This is a genomic window from Streptomyces tirandamycinicus (assembly GCF_003097515.1).
In the GTDB taxonomy this organism is placed as follows: domain Bacteria; phylum Actinomycetota; class Actinomycetes; order Streptomycetales; family Streptomycetaceae; genus Streptomyces; species Streptomyces tirandamycinicus.
Genome location: NZ_CP029188.1, coordinates 3312114 through 3332185, shown reverse-complemented (window position 1 = coordinate 3332185; position 20072 = coordinate 3312114). Strand labels below are relative to the sequence as shown.

The following is a 20072-nucleotide window of genomic DNA, read 5'->3' as shown; positions in this document are numbered from 1 at the left end:
ATCCGACGCGACACGTCCCCGTGCGTGCACGGTACGTGCGCGTAACGTGACACTGATGAATGTGACAATGCCCGGCGGCTGCGTCAAGAGCCCCGCATCCGCCTGTGGACGGCCACCGCGCACCGCGCGCCTCCTCCTGCGGCGTCGCCCCCTACGGGTCCGTACGCCTCGAGTCTGACCCGGAACCAGCCGCCAGGGCTGACGCCCGGTGTGGTGCGCGCCACTACCGTCGAGGCGTGACTGTGATCGTGACCGAAAGCCTGAGCAAGCGGTTCCCCCGGGTGACCGCGCTTGACCGGCTCTCCCTGGACATCGGGCCCGGCGTGACCGGACTCGTGGGCGCCAACGGGGCCGGCAAGTCCACACTGATCAAGATCCTGCTGGGTCTGTCCCCCGCCACGGAGGGCCGCGCCGAGGTGCTCGGCCTCGACGTCGCCACCTCCGGCGCCGCCATCCGCGAGCACGTCGGGTACATGCCCGAGCACGACTGCCTGCCGCCGGACGTCTCGGCCACCGAGTTCGTCGTCCACATGGCGCGCATGTCCGGGCTGCCGCCGACCGCGGCACGCGAACGCACCGCGGACACGCTGCGCCACGTCGGCCTCTACGAGGAGCGGTACCGCCCCATCGGCGGCTACTCGACCGGTATGAAGCAGCGCGTGAAGCTCGCCCAGGCCCTGGTCCACGACCCGCGGCTGGTGCTGCTGGACGAGCCGACCAACGGTCTCGACCCGGTCGGCCGCGACGAGATGCTCGGCCTGATCCGCCGCGTCCACACCGACTTCGGGATCTCGGTCCTGGTCACCTCGCATCTCCTCGGCGAACTCGAGCGCACCTGCGACCACGTCGTGGTCGTCGACGGCGGCAGGCTGCTGCGCTCCAGCTCCACCAGCGACTTCACCAGGATCACCACGACCCTCGCGGTCGAGGTCACCGACACCGACACCCACCCGGACGGCACGGCGGCACTGCGCAAGGCACTGACGGCCGCCGGAGTCACCCTGCGCGCGGGGGTCGAGGACGGGCTGCCGGGCGCCGGCCACATCCTGCTGCTGGAGGCCACCGGCGAGGAGACGTACGACACCGTCCGGGACACCGTCGCCGCCCTGGGCCTCGGCCTCGTACGGATGGAACAGCGCCGCCACCACATCGCGGAGGTCTTCCGCCCCGAGGCGGCCTCACAGCCCATGGAGGTGCCGGCGCGATGAGCAACGGGACGACCCGCACGGGGACCGGGCCCACCGAGACCACCCGTATCCACAACATCGGCTACCGCAGCTACGACGGCGCGAGGCTCGGCCGCGCCTACGCCCGCCGCTCGCTGTTCGCACAGTCGCTGCGCGGGGCCTACGGACTCGGCCGCTCCGCCCGGTCGAAGGTGCTGCCGATGATCCTCTTCGCGGTGATGTGCGTGCCCGCGGCGGTCATCGTCGCCGTGGCCGTGACCACCAAGATGAAGGAACTGCCGCTCGACTACACGCGCTACGCGATCGTCACCCAGGCGGTCATCGGCCTCTTCCTCGCGGCCCAGGCACCCCAGTCCGTGTCACGGGACCTGCGCTTCAGGACCGTGCCGCTGTACTTCTCCCGGCCCGTCGAGCGCGTCGACTACGTCCTCGCCAAGTTCGGTGCGATGGCCTCGGCGCTGTTCGTGCTGACCGCCGCCCCGCTCCTGGTCCTCTACCTCGGTTCGCTGCTGGCGAAGATGGACCTCGCCGACCAGACGAAGGGCTTCGCACAGGGACTGGTCTCCGTGGCGCTCCTCTCCCTCCTCTTCGGCGGTCTCGGTCTCGTCATGGCCGCGCTCACCCCGCGCCGCGGATTCGGTGTCGCGGCGGTCATCGCCACCCTGACCATCACCTACGGCGCGGTGTCCACCGTCCAGGCCATCGCCTACGAGACCGGGTCACCGGGCGCCGTTCCGTGGCTCGGCCTCTTCTCGCCCGTCACCCTGATCGACGGCGTGCAGACCGCCTTCCTCGGCGCGTCCTCCTCCTTCCCCGGCGGGCAGGGGCCCGGCACCGGCACCGGGGTGGTCTATCTGCTGGCGGTCCTCGCGCTCATCGCCGGTTCGTACGGCGTCCTGATGCGCCGCTACCGAAAGGTCGGGCTCTGACCATGACCACTGTCCGCATCGACCACGCCTCGCGCTGGTTCGGCAACGTGGTGGCCGTCAACGACGTGACGATGGCCATCGGGCCGGGTGTCACCGGACTCCTCGGGCCCAACGGAGCGGGGAAGTCCACGCTCATCAACATGATGGGCGGCTTCCTCGCCCCCTCGACGGGCACCGTCACCCTCGACGGGGAGACGATCTGGCGCAACGAGTCGGTCTACCGGCGGATCGGCGTCGTACCCGAGCGGGAGGCGATGTACGACTTCCTCACGGGACGGGAGTTCGTCCTCGCCAACGCCGAACTGCACGGCCTCGGCGCCAAGGAGGCCCAGCGGGCCCTGGCGACGGTGGAGATGGAACCCGCGCAGGACCGCAAGATCGCCACCTACAGCAAGGGCATGCGCCAGCGGGTCAAGATGGCGTCCGCCCTGGTGCACGAACCGAACGTGCTGCTGCTCGACGAGCCGTTCAACGGGATGGACCCGCGCCAGCGCATGCAGCTCATGGACCTGCTCAGGCGCATGGGAGGCGAGGGACGCACGGTCCTGTTCTCCTCCCACATCCTGGAGGAGGTCGAGCAACTCGCCTCCCACATCGAGGTGATCGTCGCGGGACGGCACGCCGCGAGCGGCGACTTCCGCAGGATCCGCCGGCTGATGACGGACCGGCCGCACCGCTATCTGGTGCGCTCCAGCGACGACCGCGCGCTCGCCGCCGCGCTGATCGCGGACCCGTCGACCGCGGGTATCGAAGTGGACCTCGAGGAAGGAGGGGAAGGCGCGTTGCGCATCCAGGCGGTCGACTTCGGCCGCTTCACCGAGCTCCTGCCGAGAGTGGCACGTGACCACTCCATCCGGCTGCTCACGGTCTCGCCCTCCGACGAGTCCCTCGAATCGGTCTTCTCCTACCTCGTAGCGGCCTGAAAGGAGCCAACGACATGTACGACCCGACAGTCGCCCGGCTCACCTACCGGGCCCTTCTCGGCCGGCGCCGCGCGGCGATCCTCTTCGTCCTCCCCGGCCTGCTGCTGCTCATCGCCTGCGCGGTGAGGGCGTTCAACGGCGTCGACGACCAGGTCGCCGCCGACGTGCTGGGCGGATTCGCCATCGCCACGATGGTGCCGCTGATCGGCGTGATCGCCGGAACCGGGGCGATCGGCCCGGAGATCGACGACGGCTCGATCATCTATCTGCTGGCGAAGCCGGTGAAGCGGCCGGTGATCGTCGTCACCAAGCTGATCGTGGCGATCGCCGTGACGATGGTGTTCTCCGCGGTCCCGACGTTCGCCGCGGGATACATCCTCAACGGCAACGGGCAGCAGATCGCGGTGGCCTACACGGTCGCGGCGCTGGTCGCGTCGATCGCCTACGCCGCGCTGTTCCTGCTGCTCGGCACGGTCAGCCGGCACGCGGTCGTGATCGGCCTGGTCTACGCCCTGGTGTGGGAGACGCTCTTCGGCAGCCTCGTACCCGGGGCGCGGACGCTCAGTGTGCAGCAGTGGTCGCTGGCCCTGGCCGAGCGGATCGGGGGCGACGGGATGATCACCTCCGACGTGGGCCTGCCGCTCGCGGTGGCGCTGCTCGCCGGGGTGACGCTGCTGGCGACGGGGTACGCCGGGCGGAAGCTGAGGACGCTGACGCTGGCGGGCGAGGAGTAGCACAGGAGTAGCGGGAGCAGCCGGGGCGTTGAGGAGCAGCGGGGAGTAGCCAGGGCAGCGGGGAGTAGCCAGGGCGGTGAGGAACAGCGGGAGGGAGCGGGGCACGGCGGGGGCGGAATCCCAGTCCCACCGTGCCCTCGTCCTCACGCGGGCCTGACGGGCCGGCGGGGACACTGGGGGAGAGGAGGAGCCGCCATGCCGGAGGAGCCGAACCGCCAGCCGCATTCGCAGCCGCATTCGCAGCCGCACTCGCAGTCGCAGTTGGATCCGAGACCCGATCCGAGGCCCGATCCGAAGGCGGATCCTCAGCCGGACCGCCGGCCGCATCCGGGGCCGGACCGGGAGGAGCATCTCCCGGCCCCGGCCCCGGCCCCGGCCCCTGCCTCGGCGCCCGGTGCGCCCGGCTCGGGCGGCCCGTCCGGCCGGGATCCCGCGGACGGTGCCGGTCCGCGCGGGGCCGAGGGCGGCCGTTCCACGGCCGACGTGGGCCGCGGCGCTTCCGGCCCCACCGGGTCGGACGCTCACGGGCGCGCCTGGGACGAGACGGTGCTCGACGACGACTTCGTGCGCGCCGCCGAGACCGCCGAGCCGTCCGCCCGGGCGCGGATGCTCGCCGCCCGGTGGCGCGGCTCCGCGCCCGAGCCGCAGCCCTGGCGCTCCGACGAGCCGCCCGCCGGCTGGTTCTGGAGCCGGGCCCGCGCACGGCGCCGACGGCGCTGGTGGCGCCGGTCCTGAGCTCGTCCTGAGCTCGTCCTGGGCCCGTCCTGAGCTCGTCCTGAGCTCGTCCGGCGCGGAAATCCGGTGGCAGGGGGCCGCCCGGACCGGGCAGACTGCTCGTGAGCCGCCGCCGGATGTGCGGCGGGGCCGCAAGGCCGGACAGGACCGGGGAGGGGCGCGGCGATGACCGAGAGTACGAGTCCGTCGAGCTCCCTGCAGGGCAGCGCACGGCAGGCTCCGGAGCGGTAGTCGAACTCCGTGAGCCGCCGGCGGACTGCCCGGGCGGCCGCTTCGAGCGCGCATCCGCGCGGGCCGCCCTCCCGGAGGATTGGCCGAGTGGTAAGGCACCGGCTTGCTAAGCCGTGGTCGGGGTCCACCCCCGCGCGCGTTCGATCCGCGCATCCTCCGCAGTGCGCACGCAGGTGCGGTACGTCCACGAGCCCTCTGGTGCGCCACGGGCCCGGGGACGCGAGGTCAGGCACGGGTCCGGCAGGGCGCGGGGGCGCATCCGTGCGGATGGCGCCGCACCGGACCGGGCGAGAGGTGGACCGGACGTACTCCCGGTCGAGGTGGACCGGACGGACGACTGGGCGGATGGCCCGGACACACGACCGGGCTGATGGACCAGGCGAGACGGACCGGGCTGATGGACCGGGCGATACGGACCGGGCCGATGGGTGAGGCGGACCGCGAGGCGCACCGGACGCGAAGCCGGGGGCGTGCCGCAGCGGTACCCCTCACGCCCCGGCAGTTCCTCTAACGCCCCAGCAGTTCCTCCAGCACCAGCGCGATGCCGTCCTGCTCGTTCGACGCCGTGATCCGGTGGGCGACGGCCTTCAGTTCGTCGTGGGCGTTGGCCATCGCGACGCCGTGGGCGGCCCAGCCGAACACGGGGATGTCGTTCGGCATGTCGCCGAAGGCGATCGTCTGGGTGGCCCGCAGCCCCAGCCTGCGTGCCGCCAGCGAGAGGCCGGTGGCCTTGCTCAGGCCGAGGGGGAGGATCTCGACGATTCCCTCGCCGGCCATCACCACGTCCACCAGCCCGCCGACCGTCGAGCGCGCGAACCGGGTCAGTTCGTCGTCGTCGAGGTCCGGGTGCTGCATGTAGAGCTTGGTGAGCGGGAGCGCCCACAGTTCGGCCGGGTCGTCGACGGCGACGACCGGGAGCGGACCGTCCTGGGTCCGGTAGCCGGGTCCGACGACGACCTCCCCGTCCAGGCCGTCGCGGCTCGCGGCGAGCGCGAGCGGCCCGGCCTCCGCCTCCAGCTTGGACACGGCGAGTGCGGCGAGCCGACGGTCCAGCGTCACGGAGGTGAGCAGCCGGTGCTCGCCGGCGTGGTACACCTGGGCGCCCTGCCCGCATACCGCGAGGCCGTGGTAGCCCAGGTCGTCGAGGATGTGCCGGGTCCACGGGACGCCTCGCCCCGTGACGACGATGTGCGCGGCGCCCGCCGCCGTGGCGGCGGCGAGCGCATGGCGCGTGCGCTGCGACACCGACTCGTCGGAGCGCAGCAGGGTCCCGTCGAGATCGGTGGCGATCAGGCGGTACGGAAAGCTCACCGGGCGACCGGCTCCAGGACCTCACGGCCGCCGAGGTAGGGGCGCAGGACCTCCGGGACCCGCACCGAGCCGTCGGCCAGCTGGTGGTTCTCCAGGATGGCCACGATCGTGCGCGGCACGGCGCACAGCGTGCCGTTCAGCGTCGCGAGCGGCTTGACCTGCTTGCCGTCGCGCATGCGGACCGACAGCCGGCGGGCCTGGAAGCCGTCGCAGTTCGACGCCGACGTGAGCTCGCGGTACTTGCCCTGGGTCGGGATCCAGGCCTCGCAGTCGTACTTGCGCGAGGCCGAGGCGCCCAGGTCGCCGGTGGCCACGTCGATCACCTGGAACGGCAACTCCAGGGCGTTCAGCCACTGCTTCTCCCACTCCAGCAGGCGCCTGTGCTCGCTCTCGGCGTCGTCCGGGTGGACGTACGAGAACATCTCGACCTTGTCGAACTGGTGGACGCGGAAGATGCCGCGGGTGTCCTTGCCGTAGGTGCCTGCCTCGCGGCGGAAGCACGGGCTGAACCCGGCGTACCGCAGCGGCAGCTTGCCGCCGTCGATGATCTCGTCCATGTGGTACGCGGCGAGCGGGACCTCGGACGTGCCGACGAGGTAGAAGTCGTCCTTCTCCAGGTGGTAGACGTTCTCCGCGGCCTGGCCGAGGAAGCCCGTGCCCTCCATGGCGCGGGGGCGGACCAGGGCCGGGGTCAGCATCGGGGTGAAGCCCGCCTCGGTGGCCTGCGCCATCGCGGCGTTGACCAGGGCGAGCTCCAGCAGGGCGCCGACGCCCGTCAGGTAGTAGAAGCGGGAGCCGGACACCTTCGCGCCGCGCTCGACGTCGATGGCGCCGAGCGCCTCGCCCAGCTCCAGGTGGTCCTTGGGCTCGAAGCCCTCGGCGCCGAAGTCGCGGACGGTGCCGTGCGTCTCCAGGACGACGAAGTCCTCCTCGCCGCCCACCGGGACGTCGGGGTGGACGAGATTGCCCAGGCCGAGGAGCAGCCGGCGGGTCTCTTCCTCGGCCTCGCTCTGCTCGGCCTCGGCGGCCTTCACATCGGACTTGAGCTGCTCGGCCTTCTTCAGCAGCTCGGCGCGCTCGTCCGGGGACGCCTTGGGGATGAGCTTGCCGAGCGACTTCTGCTCGGAACGGAGTTCGTCGAAGCGGACGCCGGACGACCTGCGCCGCTCGTCGGCGGAGAGCAGGGCGTCGACGAGTCCGACGTCCTCTCCACGGGCGCGCTGGGAGGCGCGAACACGGTCGGGGTCCTCACGGAGCAGGCGAAGGTCAATCACCCCACCAGGCTACCGGTGTGCGCTCCCGGCTCCCCCGTCGATATCGCCCATGTCGCTTTGGGTGAATTGTCCGAGTTACCCAAAATTGTCAGAAGGTGCCCGAATTCTGGAAAGGTCCGGTGAATCCCGGGCGGCGTCCTCGCGCGTCCCGCCCGTCCGCCGCCGAAAGGCGTGAGTGGCGGTCGCCGCCGCCCTCGGGTGCCCTGGTCCGCTGAACTCCGGGGCTGTTGTCCACAGGGGAGGAGGGTGCGCACAAGTTATCCACAGGATGTGGGAGGGGTCTGTGGATTACGAAATTGATCATTCTGAAAGGGTGGCGGAACCCCGTCGACTGCCGCTCCGAACGCGGTTCACCCGCTCGTTCGGGTGGCAATTCCTTGCACTTCTTCGCTCCGAAGAGTTGATCGTTGGAATTGGGCTGACATGGGCAATCGATGTGTGCTGTGGATGTGGGAGCGGCAAGTGAGGCGATTTGTCGATGAAGTCGGACGGTGTTGTCGACTTGTCCCCAGATCGAGAAGCCGCCCTGTGGATAACCCTGTGGGTAACGGGCGGGCGAGAGCGGGGCCCGGCGGGCCCGGCTCGGCGTGAACCCCGGGTTACGCGAACCCGTACTGGCAGCGCGCCACTGCGCGGGCACGCCCGTCCTGGCAGCGCCCCACTACGCGCGCCCGTCCTGGCAGCGCGCCAGCCACTCGGCCGCGTCCACGAACTCGGCGTCGGAGGTCCCCGGGCGCAACGGGCGTCCGCCCTGCCCCGGCGCAGGGGCCCCCGCCCGCGGATAGGACCCGAGGAAGCGCACCTTCGGGCAGATCCGCTTCAGACCCATCAGCGCCTCCCCCACCCGGCGGTCCGCGATATGGCCCTCGGCGTCGATCGCGAAGCAGTAGTTCCCGATGCCGGCGCCGGTCGGACGGGACTGGAGCAGCATCAGGTTGACACCGCGCACCGCGAACTCCTGAAGCAACTCCAGCAGGGCACCCGGGTGGTCGTCGCGCTGCCAGATGACCACCGAGGTCTTGTCCGCCCCCGTCGGGGCCGCGGGCCGCGCCGGACGGCCCACCAGCACAAAGCGCGTCTCCGCGTTCTGCGCGTCGTGGATCTCGGTGACCAGAGCCTCGAGCCCGTACGTCGCCGCCGCGAACTCGCCCGCGAAGGCCGCGTCGAAGCGCCCCTCCTGCACCAGCCGCGCACCGTCCGCGTTCGACGCCGCGGACTCCCACACCGCGTCGGGCAGATGGGCCCGCAGCCAGTTCCGCACCTGCGGCTGGGCGACCGGGTGGCCGGTCACCGTCTTCACGTCCGACAGCTTCGTCCCCGGCCGCACCAGCAGCGCGAACGAGATGGGCAGCAGCACCTCGCGGTAGATCATGAGCGGCTCGCCCGAGGCCAGCTCGTCCAGCGTGGCCGTGACGCCGCCCTCCACCGAGTTCTCGATCGGCACCAGCGCCGCCGCGGCCTCACCGCCGCGCACGGCGTCGAGGGCGGCCGGCACCGACACCATCGGCACCAGTTCGCGGGTGGCGGCCTCCGGGAGGGTGCGCAGGGCGGCCTCGGTGAAGGTGCCCTCGGGGCCCAGGTACGTGTAGCGCGTGGCGGACATACCCGTCACCCTAGTGCCGCGTCAGCCGAAGTTCGCCCCGTCGCGAGGCCCGGCCCGTGCGGCCCTCCTCACGCTTCCAGCAGCCCCCGGCCGACGTAGTCGCCCTCCTCCGCACCGCGGGGGACGGCGAAGAGACCGCTCGCCTCGTGCCGGACGAACCGGGACAGCGCATCCCCGCGGTCCAGCTTCCGCTGGACCGGCACGAAGCCCCGGAGCGGGTCGGCCTGCCAGCACACGAACAGCAGCCCCGCGTCGGGGGTGCCGTCCGCCGCCATGCCGTCGTGGTACGAGAACGGCCGGCGCAGCATGGCCGCGCCCGCGTTCTGCTCCGGAGCGGAGATCCGCGCGTGCGCGTCGGCCGGGATGACCGGGGAACCGTCCGGCCCCGTCCGGTCCAGGTCGAGTTCCGCCGTCTCGCCGCCGCCGGTCAGCGGGGCGCCGTCCGACTTGCGGCGGCCGATCACCAGCTCCTGGTCCCGCAGGCTCAGCTTCTCCCAGTCGTCCAGCAGCATCCGGATGCGGCGGACGACGGCGTACGAGCCGCCCGCCATCCAGGCCGGCTGTGCCGCCGCGCCCGCCCCGGACCCGGCGGCCGGGACGAAGACACGGCGGTCGAAATCGGGATCGGACGGCTTGGGGTTGCGGGTGCCGTCGACCTGCCCCATGAGGTTGCGGCTGGTCATCGGCCGGGCGGTGGCACCCGGCGAGCGGTTGAAGCCGGTCATCTGCCAGCGGCTCCGCGCCGCGCCGCCCGCCGCCTTCTGGACGGCACGCAGGGCGTGGAAGGCGACCAGCGCGTCGTTGGCGCCGATCTGCACCCAGAGGTCCCCCTCCGAGCGGCGCGGATCCAGCCGGTCGCCGGAGAACGCGGGCAGCGGGTCGAGCTGGGGGGGGCGCTGCGCGGTCAGTCCGGTGCGGTCGAAGAAGGTCCGGCCGAAGCCGAAGGTGACCGTGAGGGAGGACGGGCCCGCGTCCAGGGCGACCCCGGTGTCGTCGTCGGCCGGCTCGCCCGCCATCAGCCGGGCCGCGATGGCCGACCAGCGGCGCATCAGGGCGGCCGCCTCCCTGCGGCCCGCGCCCGGCGCCAGGTCGAAGGCGGCGAGATGGCCGTGGGACTGCATCGGCGTGGTGATGCCCGGCTGGTGCTCGCCGTGGAACGGCTCGGCGGTGGAGCCGACGGTCGCCAGCGCGGCCGCCGGGTCGGCGGAGGCCGCCGCGTACCCGGCGGCGCCGCCCGCCGCACCGAGGGCCAGGCCGGTCGCGCCCGCCGCGCCGACGGTGCCGAGCAGTCTGCGCCGGGAGATCTCGTTGTCGTTCATGCCTTCACCACTGTGCCTCGGCGGCCGCCCACGTCAGCCGATCCTCACGTTCTTCTCGACGGTCGTCTGGTCGATGTCCGATGTCCGTACGGTGATCCGGACCTGCCACTCTCCGGGCAGCGGGATCTGGATGTTGCTCGCGCTCCAGTGGCCGGCCGCGACGCGCTCCGGCACCAGCGGCAGCGGGCCGATCTTCTCCGCGACCAGGGTGAAGGAGATCTTGACCTCGGGGGCGTCCAGGGGCCGGTCGCCCGGGCCCTTGGTCCACAGGCGCAGGTCGTTGGCGCCCGAGCGGCCCGGACTGACGGTCAGCCGGGCGGTGCCCTTGCCGTTCACACCGCCGGTGTCGAAGGGCAGGGTGATGTCGACGGGCTTGGCCGGGGCGGCCGCGGGTGTCCGGCTGCCGCGCTCCGCGGCGGCCCGCTCCTCCGTGCGGCCGGGCTCGGTGGAGGTGAGCGCGGTCGTCACGGCGAGCAGCACGACGGCGACGCCCGCCTCCGCGAGGACGGAGCGCCGCAGTCCGGAGCGCTCTGGGTCGGCGTCCCGGAGGCGCTTGCGGCCGGCCGCCGCCTTCGCGGCCTCCTGCCGGGCGAGCTGGGCCGCCAACGACTACACGACCGGCAGCGCCATCGTGGAGCTCAAGGAGGGCGACTTCTTCAAGACCTCGGGCTGCAAGCGCGTCATGCGGAACCGTGCCCACGTCCTCGTACGCCAGGGTGACCGCCCGGTCGCCGCACTCCTCCCCGGTCCGCGTCGCAGGCGGCGCGGAGGAGACCGGACCGTCGTCCGCCTCGGGCGCGTCGGAGACGTTCTGCGTGTCCTGGTGGGCCTGGACCGTGCCCCTCCCTCCGCCGAGGGGCAACGGTCCAGGCCCGCCTTCTGCACGCCCGAGACCGTCACCCGGGGATCGGCGATCACGGTGCGGCGGGGCGGGCCTCCCCGGCCGCCGCGGCCCGGGCGCCGGCCTCCGCCGCGGCGAAGGCCGCGGCGGAACGACGGGCACCGGCTTCCACGGCGCCGTCCTCCGCAGTGCCGTCCTCCGCAGTGCCGTGCTTCGCGGCGCCGTCCTTTGCGGCGCCGGCCTTTGCGGCGCGAACCTCTACGCCGCCGTCCTCCGCGGTGCCGGACTGCGCGGTGCCGGACTGCGCGGTGGCATCCTCCGCGGTGGCGGCCTGCGCAATGGCGGGGGCGCGGTCCGAGAGCCGCGCCGTCCAGCGCCGGGAAATCCAGGCGATCCCGACCAGGACGATGACCAGCCCGAACTTGATCAGCAGCAGCCGCCCGTACGAGGTGCCGGTCAGCGCGGACCACGAGCCCACCTGCCGCCAGGACTGGTAGAGCCCCGTGGCGGCGAGGACGACGACGGACCAGAACGCCACGCGGGAGAACCGCAGGACGGCGGCCCGCTCGATGGAGGGCGCCCGGTGGAGTGCCACGAGCAGAGCGGTGAGTCCGCCGAGCCAGGCGGCGACGGCCAGCAGGTGCAGCACGTCGACGGGCATCGCCACGCCCGGCTGGATGCCGGTCGAGGCGTGCTCGGACAGTGCCCAGGTGCAGGCGATCCCGGCGGCGACGACCGTGCCGCCGAGACCCAGACCGAAGGTGAGGTCCTGCTCCGGCCTCTCCCCGGCCCGGTCGCCGGGCCCGGCCGTCCCCCGCCCCTCCCGGCCCGTGTCCGCGTGGCCTTCGGTGACGGCGGTACGGGGTTGCGTGGCGCTTTGCGGTTCGGCGGTACGGGGTTGCGCGGCGTCTCCCGTACCTTCCGTACCCCCCGTACCTCCCGCACGGGGTTCCGCCGCCTGCTGCGCCTCGGCGGTCCGCTTCGCGTACGCCCCGAACAGCACCGCGACGAACAGCGCCGCCACGCCGAGCAGCAGCAGGCGCGACACCAGGGCCGCCCCGGTCTTGGTCGCGAGCACGGCCTGGAGCCCGGCGAGGTCGAACACGTCGCCCAGTTCGCCCGAGCCGGTGTAGGGACTGCGCAGCAGCAGCATCGCGATGGTCGCGGCGGTGAGCGTCACCCAGCCGTACGCCACCGTCCGCTGCACCGCCCGGGTGCCCGCCCCGCGCGGCCAGCAGGCCAGCACGAACGCACCGCCGCCGACCAGGACGGTGAACCCCGCGTACGCCGCGTACCGCGCGATGCCGTAGAGCGCGCCGACGAGACCGCCGCCCGCCTCCTGCTTCGGGAGCTCCACGACGGTCTTCGAGGGCGCCCCGATCGAGAAGGTGAACGCGCCCGCGATGGGATGGCTGTCGGCGGAGACGGCCTGCCAGGCGACGGTGTAGGTGCCCTCCGGCAGGCCGGACTCGAGCGCCACTCCGTAGGTGACGGCGCCGGCGCCGCCGAGGCTCTTCAGCTCGGCGGTGTCGACGCGTCTGCTCCTGGGGTCGAGGACCCTGATCGAGTCGTTCCCCAGGGCGACCTGCTCGGAGAAGGTGAGCGTGACGTCCTTGGGGGCGACGGCCAGCACCGCCCCGTCCTTCGGGTTGCTGCCGGTCAGGGCGGCATGCGCGTCCGCCGTGCCGGTGAGCACGGTGCCGAGCAGTGCCGCGGTGATCAGCAGCAGGCGCAGCAGGGTCGCCGTGCCGACGCGCGGGGCGGTGGTGGTCATGGTGTCTCGTCAGTCCCTCGAACGGCCGGGAGCCTCGTCACGGGGCTCAGTGGTGATCCGGGTTGTGGGTCCGGTCCTTCACGGGGAGCTGGACCGTGATCGGTTCCGACTTCTCGAAGTGCAGCTCGACGTCGACCTCCTCCCCCTGCTTCGGCTGCTTCTTGATGCCCAGGAACATGAGGTGGTCGCCGCCCCGCTCCAGCTTCAGCTCCCCGTTCGCGGGGACCGGGAGCGACGTCACCTGCTGCATCCTGCCGTCCTTCGCCTCGTGGAGCTGGACGTCGTCCGAGAGGCTGCTGGTGACGGAGGTCAGCCGGTCCGCCGCGTCGCCCTCGTTGACGACCGTGAGGAAGCCGGCCGCCATGTCGCCCACGGGCTGCGGCATGAACGCCCCGCCGGCCTTCAGCTCGGGCGCGGACGCGGAGCACCCCGCGAGCCCGAGGCCGGCGGAGAGGGCGAGGGCCGCGGCGAGAACGGACGCCCCACGCCGGGAGACGAGAGCGGACGCTCCACGCCGGGAGACGAGAGAGGACGCCGCACGCGGGCCGGCGAGAGCGGACGCCGCACGCCGGGTCACGGGTTCTCCCCCTTGACGATCTTGGGGAGGTCCTTGGCGAAGTCGTCCGGCGTGGTGTCCTCGCCGTACAGGACGTAACCCCGGTCGGTCTTGGGGGAGAAGGCCACGACCTGGGTCCCGTGCATGGAGACGACCTTGCCGTTCTTGTCCTTCGTGGAGGGTTCGACGCCGATGCCCAGCTGGCGCGCCCCCGCCTGGATGGTCGGGAAGTCGCCGGTCAGCCCGACGAACGACGGGTCCCCCGCCGCGGGGAGCCACTTGGCAAGTTCGGCCGCGGTGTCCCGCTCGGGGTCGGTGGTCACGAAGACGACCTGCAGCTTGTCCTGGTCCGCCTTGGGGAGCTGCTTCCTGGCGACGGCGAGGTTGCTCATCGTCAGCGGGCAGACGTCGGGGCAGTGGGTGTAGCCGAAGTAGATCAGGGTCGGCTTGCCCTTGGTCCGCTCGCGGAGGTCGTACGGCTTGCCCGTGGTGTCCGTGAGGACCAGGTCCGGCTTCTCGAAGGGCCGGTCGAGGACGGTCGCCGCCTTGTCCCCGGCAGGGGCCGAGATCTCGGCGGCGGAGCCGTCCGCACCGGCCGGTCCCCCGTCGGAGCCGCAGGCGGAGAGGGTGAGCGCGGCCGCCAGAGACAGGGCGGCGGCCGTCACGATCTTGTAGCGCATGAGGAGATGTCCCGGAAGTCGAGGAGGGGGAGTCGGTCAGGCGGAGCGGCGGCGGCCGGCCAGCACACCGAAGGCCACGCCCGCGGCGCCCACGACGATGCCGACGACGGCGAGGATCCGGGCCGTGCTGTCCGTGGAGCTCGCGGCGGTCGCCTCGCCGTCCGCGTGCTCGCTGTCCGCGTGCTCGTCGTCCGTGTGCTCGGCGGAGTGGGCGCCGTCGGCCGCCTTCCCGGTGCCGGAGTCGCCGTGGTGGTCGCCGGTCGCCGCGGACAGGGTGAGCACGGGCGCGGGGTGGTCGGGCTCGGCCGCGCCCTGCTGCGGCTCCTCGATCCAGCGCACGACCTCCTTGTTGTCGTACGTCTGGAGGGCCTTGAAGACGAGCTTGTCGGTGCTCTCCGGCAACTGGCCCAGGGACACCGGGAACTGCTGGAACTGGCCGGGGCCGATCTTGCCGCCGGCCGAGGTCCAAGTGATCTTCGAGGCCGCCTCGGTGACCTGCCGGCCGTGGACGGTCAGCGGCTTGTCCAGCGTGGTCCTGGTGACCTCGGCCTTCCAGCCCGGCACGGGCTGCGGCAGCACGGACGAGAGCGGGTGGCCGACGGGCAGGGTGATCTCGAGCTTCACCGTGGAGGCGTTGTCACGCTCGTTGGGGACCTTGAAGTTGACGGTGGCGAAGCCGCCCTTCGCGGCCTCGCCCTCGGGCTGCACGCTGACGTGTGCGAAGGCGGGACCGCAGAGCAGCAGCGCGGACGCGGCCGCGGCACCGGCTGCGACGGCAAGGCGGGCGACGCTTCTCCTGGCGCTGCTCTCGGCGGTGCTCTCGGCCGAGTTCATGGGGAGGTGGCTGGGGAGGTTCTTGGCGACGTTCATGGCGGAGTACTCCACGTGAGCAGGAAGGTGGTCGAGCCGCGCGGACGCGCGGGAGAGCCGCGGCACCGACCGCCCGGGACACCCGCTCCGGGGTACGTCGTCGGGTGGCGCCGCGTTCAGGCTGCGAGGACGCAGGCCGCGAGGACGCGCTGCGCGGGCGGGCCGCGCCTGACCACGGTGTGCAGGAGTGCCGCCGCGGGCGGCGTGGAGTGCCCGGCGTCCGCCCCGACGTGCCCCGGAGCGGTCTCCGGGGTGGCCGGCAGCCCGGCGAGGAGTTCCCGTACGAGCACGACGGCGGCCCGCAGGGCGCGTACGAGCGCGCCCTCGGCCACCATCTCACCGGCCTCCTGGGCGCCCTGGGCGGAGAGCTCGGCCAGCCGCAGCAGCGCGAGGTCGCCGCGGCGCAGCAGCCAGCCCGTGACCAGCGCCGCCAGCAGATGCCCGAGCACCATGGGCAGGCTCGGCAGCAGCCCGCCCGACTCCAGGGCGGCGTGCGGCACGGCCGCGGCGTGACCGGGGTGACCGGCACGGGCCGCCTGAGCCACGGTCGCCGGGTCGATGCCGGCGCCGGCGACGATCCGGTGGGCCTCGGCCGGGCCCAGCGTGTCGCCGCCCACCCCGCAGGCCAGCTTCGCCGCCAGCCGGACGACGGCGTCGTCGGTGCCCGGCGCCACCCGGGCGGGGCGCTGGCCGAGCCCGAAGAGGGAGTGCAGGGCGAGCTGCCCGCCGGCCAGGGCGGCCACGACGGCCGGAAGCGAGCGCGAGCGGCCGGCGAGGGGCGCCACCACCGCGGCCACCGTCAGGAACCCGGCGAGCAGCGTCCACCAGGGGACCGGTGCGCAGGCGGCCAGGACGTGGCCCAGTGCGGACAGCACGACGCAGACCGCGGCGAACACCGCGGCCCTCAGCAGCCGCGGTCCGGCCGCGGCGGGCGCGTCGCCGGGGGCGACCGGCGGTTGGGCAGACATGGCCGGGACATCATCCCATCGGGCGCCCCGCACCCCCGCGGCGGGTCCGGAAGGTCACGTTTGCGGCCCGCTCGCCCGCCTGGCGTGCGCTTACACCGGCATGGCCCATCGGCGCATCCGCCGAATGAGGGCAAAAACGTCAACTCCGTGCTTACGAACGGGAGGGCGCGGCAATAGGTATCGGTATGTCGAGCCGCAGCCAGGAGGCTGGAGCATGAGCATCTGGTGGTCTCTCCATTTGCGGCGCGAAGCTGCGAGCGTGCCGCTCGCTCGACGTCTTCTGCTCGGTGCCATGGAGACCGCGGGCGTCGACCCCGACATTTCCTTCGACCTCTCCGTCGCGCTGAGCGAGGCCTGTGCGAACGCCGTCGAGCACGGCGGGCCCTGTGCGGCCGGCTCCCCGGCGGACGGGTACCGCGTGACGGCCTACCTGGACGGCGAGAAGTGCCGTATCGAGGTGGCGGACGGCGGACCCGGTTTCCCGGACTGCGCGCACGTCTCCGGCGCGGGCCCGGCCGCCGAGAGCGGCCGCGGGCTCTGTCTCATCGAGCAGCTCGCCGACCATGTGTCCCTGCGGAACCGGCCCGGCCGGGGCGCGGTGGTGAGCTTCGACAAGGTACTGAAATGGCGGGACGGCGCCCTGCTCGGAGCGGTCTGAGCGAAGGGGCGCCGTTCGCTGTGGTCCGGGGGGCGGCCCGGCCAGTGGCCGGGGAGCGGTCCGAGCAGTGGTAGGGCACTGGTCGGGGACTGGTAGGGCACTGGTCGGACAGCGGTCCGAGCAGTGGGCGAGGGCAGGGTCCCGGCAGGGGGCCGTGCACAGCTCCGTGCAGTGTTTCGGGCAGGAGCCGTCCCGGGCCGTCGGCCGGCGCGCGTGCGGTCCGCGGGGGACCGCACGGCGGCGGGGGCGTCAGCCCCTGAGCCGGGCCATCCACGCCTCGACCTCGTCGGCCCTGCGCGGCAGCGCCGCAGAGAGGTTCCGGTTGCCGTCCTCGGTGACGAGGATGTCGTCCTCGATCCGCACTCCGATGCCGCGGTACTCCTCGGGCACCGTCAGGTCGTCGGCCTGGAAGTACAGACCCGGCTCGACGGTCAGGCACATGCCCGGCTCCAGCGTGCCCGCCACATAGGTCTCGCGGCGCGCGGCCGCGCAGTCGTGGACGTCCATGCCGAGCATGTGGCCGGTGCCGTGCAGGGTCCAGCGCCGCTGGAGACCGAGCTCCAGCACCTTCTCCACGTCGAGGTCGCCGAGCAGGCCCCACTCCACGAGCCGGGTGGCGAGGACCCGCTGGGCCGCGTCGTGGAAGTCGCTGAAGAGCGCGCCCGGCCGCACGGCGGCGATACCGGCCTCCTGGGCCTCGTACACCGCGTCGTAGATCCGGCGCTGCAGCCCGGTGAAGCGGCCGCTGATCGGCAGGGTGCGGGTCACGTCGGCCGTGTAGAGCTCGGTGGTCTCCACACCGGCGTCCAGGAGGAGCAGCTCGCCGGAGCGGACCGGGCCGTCGTTGCGGACCCAGTGCAGGGTGGTGGCGTGCGGGCCGGCGGCGCAGATGGAGCCGTAGCCGACGTCGTTGCCCTCGACGCGGGCGCGCAGGAAGAACGTGCCCTCGATCCAGCGCTCGCTGGTGGCCTCGGCGCGGTCCAGCACCCGGACGACGTCCTCGAAGCCGCGGGCCGTGGAGTCGCAGGCCTTCTGCAGCTCGGCGATCTCGAACTCGTCCTTGACCAGGCGGGCCTCGGACAGGAAGACGCGCAGCTCCTCGTCGCGCTCCGCGGTGACCTTGTCGGTCAGGGCGGACTCGATGCCCGCGTCGTGGCCGCGGACGACGCGGACCGGGCCGGTGGCCTCGCGCAGCTTGCCCGGCAGCTCGCGCACGTCCTCGGCGGGGAGGCCCAACAGGCGGGCGGCCTCGGCGAGCGAGTGGCGGCGGCCGACCCACAGTTCGCCCTGGCCGTCCAGCCAGAACTCGCCGTTCTCCCGGTTGGACCGGGGCAGCAGGTGGACCGTCGCCGTGTGGCCGTCGGCGGTGGGCTCCAGCACCAGGACGCCGTCGTGGCTCTGGTCGCCGGTGAGGTAGGCGTACTCGGTGGAGGCGCGGAAGGCGTACTCGGAGTCGTTGGAGCGGGTCCGCAGATTGCCCGCCGGGATCACCAGCCGCTCGCCGGGGAAGCGGGCGGAGAGGGCGGCGCGGCGGCGCTCGGTGTGCGCGGCCTGTGCGATCGGCGCCAGGTCGTGCAGTTCGGTGTCGGCCCAGCCGGACTTCATGTTCGCGGCGAGCTCGTCGGAGACCTCCGGGTACAGCCCGTTCTTGCGCTGCTCGATCGGCTCCTCGGTGCCTCCCGCCTCGGCGGTGCGGTCGGACTCGTTCACCGGGGTCGCCGGGGTGAGCTCCTCTGCCACGGGTCTGCCTCCTGGTCGGTACGATGCTGAAACCCTCACCCATCGTACGGTCGTACGGCAGGAGCGCCGGAAGCCTTGCGGCCCCCGCCCGTGCCGCCGGAGCGTCACCCGGAGCGGGCGGCCGTCACCGGAAGGCCGTCAGTCGAACCGGGCGGCCGTCACCCGGCGGTCGGCAGTCGGCCCGGGCGGCCGTCACCCGAAGCGTGCGGCCGTCAGTCGAACCGGGCGGCCAGCATCACCACGTCCTCGCCGTCCCGCCCGCCGTCGAGCGCGTCGGGGAGCACCGTGCGCAGCACGTGGTCGGCCACCGCGCCCGGGTCGTCGCGCATGGCCTTGGGCACGCCCGCGGCGGCGGTGTGCAGCCGGGTGAAGGCCCGGTCCATCGGGTCGCCGGTGCGCCTCAGCAGCCCGTCGGTGTAGAGCAGCACCGTTTCTCCGGGTGCGGGGCAGAACTCCACGCTGGGTGCCTCCCAGCACGCGAGCATCCCCAGCGGCGCCGACAGCGACGTCTCGACGAACTCGGTGCGGTGCTGCCCGAGGATCAGCGGCGGGGTGTGCCCGGCGCCGGCCAGCACGATCTTGCTGCCACTGCCACTGCCACTGCCACTGCCGTCGGCGTGGGCCGCCGGGGCGGGCTCGCAGTAGGCGAAGAGCGCGGTCGCCGAGCGGGCCGGTTCGGTGAGCCTCAGCAGCAACTCCAGGTCCGACAGCACGGCGACGGGGTCCTCGCCCTCCATCACCGCGTACGCCCGGAGGCTGGCCCGGAGTCTGCCCATGGCGGCCAGCGCGCTCGGTCCCGAACCGGAGACCGAGCCCACGGCGAGTCCCAGGGCGCCCTCGGGCAGCGGCAGCGCGTCGTACCACTCGCCTCCGCCGCGCGTGCCGGTGAGATGCCGGGCCGCGAGGCGCACCCCGGGGATCCGGGGCAGCCTGCCGGGCAGCAGTTCGTCGGCGATGACGGCCATCTGCCGGCGGGTCCGTTCGAGCTCCAGCATCCGGGCGAGGTGCTCGGTGGCGTACCGCCCGTAGAGGCCGACGAGATGGCGCTGGCGTTCCACGGGTTCGGCGGGCTCGTCGTAGAACCAGACGGCGGCGCCCAGCCTCCCCGCGTCCTCCGTGGCGAGCGGCAGGGCGTAGCTGGCGGCGTAGCCCAGGCGTGCGGCGACCTCGCGGTGGCGCGGGTCGAGTGCCGCGTCGTGGAGGAGGTCCGCCTGGGCGACGGGGCCGGGGACGCCGGCCGTACCGCCGTCGAGGATCCGGCCGTACCCGGTGGCACTGCGGGGGACGGTCTCGATGTGGCCCAGGTCGGCGTGGGCGAGGCCCAGTCCGACGGTGCTGGCGGGGCCGCGGCCGTCGGCGGGTTCGAGGACGACCATGCCGCGGCGGGCACCGACCAGGGCGGCGCCCGCGCGCAGGAGTTCGTCGAGCGCCTCGTCCAGCGAGCCGGTCCTGGCGAGGCGTTCGGTGAGTTCGTGGAGCGTGGTGAGGTCGGAGACCCAGCCGGCCAGGCGGTCCTGGATCATGGCGCCGGGCGCGGGGGCGAGTGGAGCGGCAGTGTGCGCGGGGCCTGGAACAGCCGATTCGATTCCAGCCACTTTCGGCAGGTGAGGGGCGCTCATGGCAGCCGGCCTTCCGGCTGGTGCGTTCTGCTCAATAGCATCGCAAACCCCCATGTCAATCTGCGCCGCTATCACTGCATCCACATCTACACGCACACAAAGGGGGATGTCCAGCACTGG

Annotated in this window: 16 protein-coding genes, 1 tRNA gene and 3 pseudogenes; 8 read left to right on the top strand and 12 right to left on the bottom strand. The window is 73.0% G+C overall.

Annotated features, from left to right (window positions below; translation table 11 throughout):
• Nucleotides 1–242 precede the first annotated feature (242 nt).
• From DDW44_RS14760 to DDW44_RS14735, 6 genes are all read left to right on the top strand, one after another.
• Nucleotides 243–1208, top strand: a complete 966-nt coding sequence (locus DDW44_RS14760) for an ABC transporter ATP-binding protein (protein WP_017946278.1) — start codon at nt 243–245, stop codon at nt 1206–1208.
• Nucleotides 1205–2116, top strand: coding sequence for an ABC transporter permease subunit (locus DDW44_RS14755; protein WP_108906729.1), 912 nt, complete (start codon nt 1205–1207; stop codon nt 2114–2116). Before DDW44_RS14760 ends, DDW44_RS14755 begins: the two co-directional genes overlap by 4 nt.
• A 2-nt stretch (nt 2117–2118) precedes the next feature.
• A complete protein-coding gene (locus tag DDW44_RS14750) occupies nt 2119–3039 on the top strand; it encodes an ABC transporter ATP-binding protein (protein ID WP_017946276.1) in 921 nt (306 codons plus the stop codon).
• Nucleotides 3040–3053: 14 nt separating this feature from the next.
• Complete coding sequence (locus DDW44_RS14745) at nt 3054–3773, top strand: ABC transporter permease (RefSeq protein ID WP_017946275.1); 720 nt, start codon at nt 3054–3056, stop codon at nt 3771–3773.
• A gap of 483 nt (nt 3774–4256) precedes the next feature.
• Nucleotides 4257–4508, top strand: a complete 252-nt coding sequence (locus DDW44_RS14740; RefSeq protein WP_026165030.1) for an SGM_3592 family protein — start codon at nt 4257–4259, stop codon at nt 4506–4508.
• Nucleotides 4509–4812: 304 nt separating this feature from the next.
• Nucleotides 4813–4898 (top strand) — tRNA-Ser (locus tag DDW44_RS14735).
• Between the two features lie 348 nt (nt 4899–5246).
• Here the strand turns inward: DDW44_RS14735 and DDW44_RS14730 are convergent.
• The 5 genes and pseudogenes from DDW44_RS14730 to DDW44_RS14710 all read right to left on the bottom strand — a co-directional run.
• The gene (locus DDW44_RS14730; RefSeq protein ID WP_108906728.1) at nt 5247–6050 is read right to left on the bottom strand and encodes an HAD family hydrolase; all 804 of its coding nucleotides are present in this window, start codon (nt 6048–6050) and stop codon (nt 5247–5249) included.
• Entirely contained in the window at nt 6047–7324 is a 1278-nt protein-coding gene (gene serS, locus DDW44_RS14725; protein ID WP_108906727.1) for a serine--tRNA ligase, read from the bottom strand. The genes DDW44_RS14730 and serS overlap by 4 nt, the downstream gene beginning before the upstream one ends.
• Before the next feature lie 661 nt (nt 7325–7985).
• A complete protein-coding gene (gene pheA / locus DDW44_RS14720; protein WP_018892573.1) occupies nt 7986–8927 on the bottom strand; it encodes a prephenate dehydratase in 942 nt (313 codons plus the stop codon).
• A gap of 68 nt (nt 8928–8995) precedes the next feature.
• Nucleotides 8996–10246 (bottom strand): iron uptake transporter deferrochelatase/peroxidase subunit, encoded by a 1251-nt coding sequence (gene efeB / locus DDW44_RS14715; RefSeq protein WP_108906726.1) that lies wholly within the window; start codon nt 10244–10246, stop codon nt 8996–8998.
• Nucleotides 10247–10279: 33 nt separating this feature from the next.
• Nucleotides 10280–10849 (bottom strand): annotated as a pseudogene (locus DDW44_RS14710) (hypothetical protein); the annotation flags it as partial.
• 89 nt (nt 10850–10938) lie between these two features.
• Between DDW44_RS14710 and DDW44_RS33550 the strand changes: the two are divergent.
• Nucleotides 10939–11358: pseudogene (locus DDW44_RS33550) on the top strand (pentapeptide repeat-containing protein); the annotation flags it as partial.
• Nucleotides 11359–11435: 77 nt separating this feature from the next.
• Here the strand turns inward: DDW44_RS33550 and DDW44_RS14705 are convergent.
• The 5 genes and pseudogenes from DDW44_RS14705 to DDW44_RS14685 all read right to left on the bottom strand — a co-directional run.
• Nucleotides 11436–12861 (bottom strand): annotated as a pseudogene (locus DDW44_RS14705) (copper resistance CopC/CopD family protein); the annotation flags it as partial.
• A gap of 46 nt (nt 12862–12907) precedes the next feature.
• The gene (locus DDW44_RS14700; protein ID WP_108906725.1) at nt 12908–13438 is read right to left on the bottom strand and encodes a copper chaperone PCu(A)C; all 531 of its coding nucleotides are present in this window, start codon (nt 13436–13438) and stop codon (nt 12908–12910) included.
• Nucleotides 13435–14097 (bottom strand): SCO family protein, encoded by a 663-nt coding sequence (locus tag DDW44_RS14695; protein ID WP_108906724.1) that lies wholly within the window; start codon nt 14095–14097, stop codon nt 13435–13437. The genes DDW44_RS14700 and DDW44_RS14695 overlap by 4 nt, the downstream gene beginning before the upstream one ends.
• Nucleotides 14098–14133: 36 nt before the next feature.
• Nucleotides 14134–14967, bottom strand: coding sequence for a YcnI family copper-binding membrane protein (locus DDW44_RS14690; RefSeq protein WP_108906723.1), 834 nt, complete (start codon nt 14965–14967; stop codon nt 14134–14136).
• A gap of 116 nt (nt 14968–15083) precedes the next feature.
• Entirely contained in the window at nt 15084–15935 is an 852-nt protein-coding gene (locus DDW44_RS14685; RefSeq protein ID WP_108906722.1) for a hypothetical protein, read from the bottom strand.
• Between the two features lie 214 nt (nt 15936–16149).
• On the opposite strand from DDW44_RS14685, the gene DDW44_RS14680 reads away from it, so the two are divergent.
• On the top strand, nt 16150–16593 hold the full coding sequence (locus DDW44_RS14680) for an ATP-binding protein (RefSeq protein WP_026165028.1): 444 nt from the start codon (nt 16150–16152) through the stop codon (nt 16591–16593).
• A gap of 249 nt (nt 16594–16842) precedes the next feature.
• Here the strand turns inward: DDW44_RS14680 and DDW44_RS14675 are convergent, their stop codons facing one another.
• Nucleotides 16843–18333 carry an aminopeptidase P family protein gene (locus DDW44_RS14675; RefSeq protein ID WP_108906721.1) on the bottom strand — a complete coding sequence of 497 codons (1491 nt, stop codon included), beginning with the start codon at nt 18331–18333 and terminating at the stop codon, nt 16843–16845.
• 212 nt (nt 18334–18545) lie between these two features.
• Nucleotides 18546–19856 (bottom strand): PP2C family protein-serine/threonine phosphatase, encoded by a 1311-nt coding sequence (locus DDW44_RS14670; protein ID WP_108906720.1) that lies wholly within the window; start codon nt 19854–19856, stop codon nt 18546–18548.
• Nucleotides 19857–20072 lie beyond the last annotated feature (216 nt).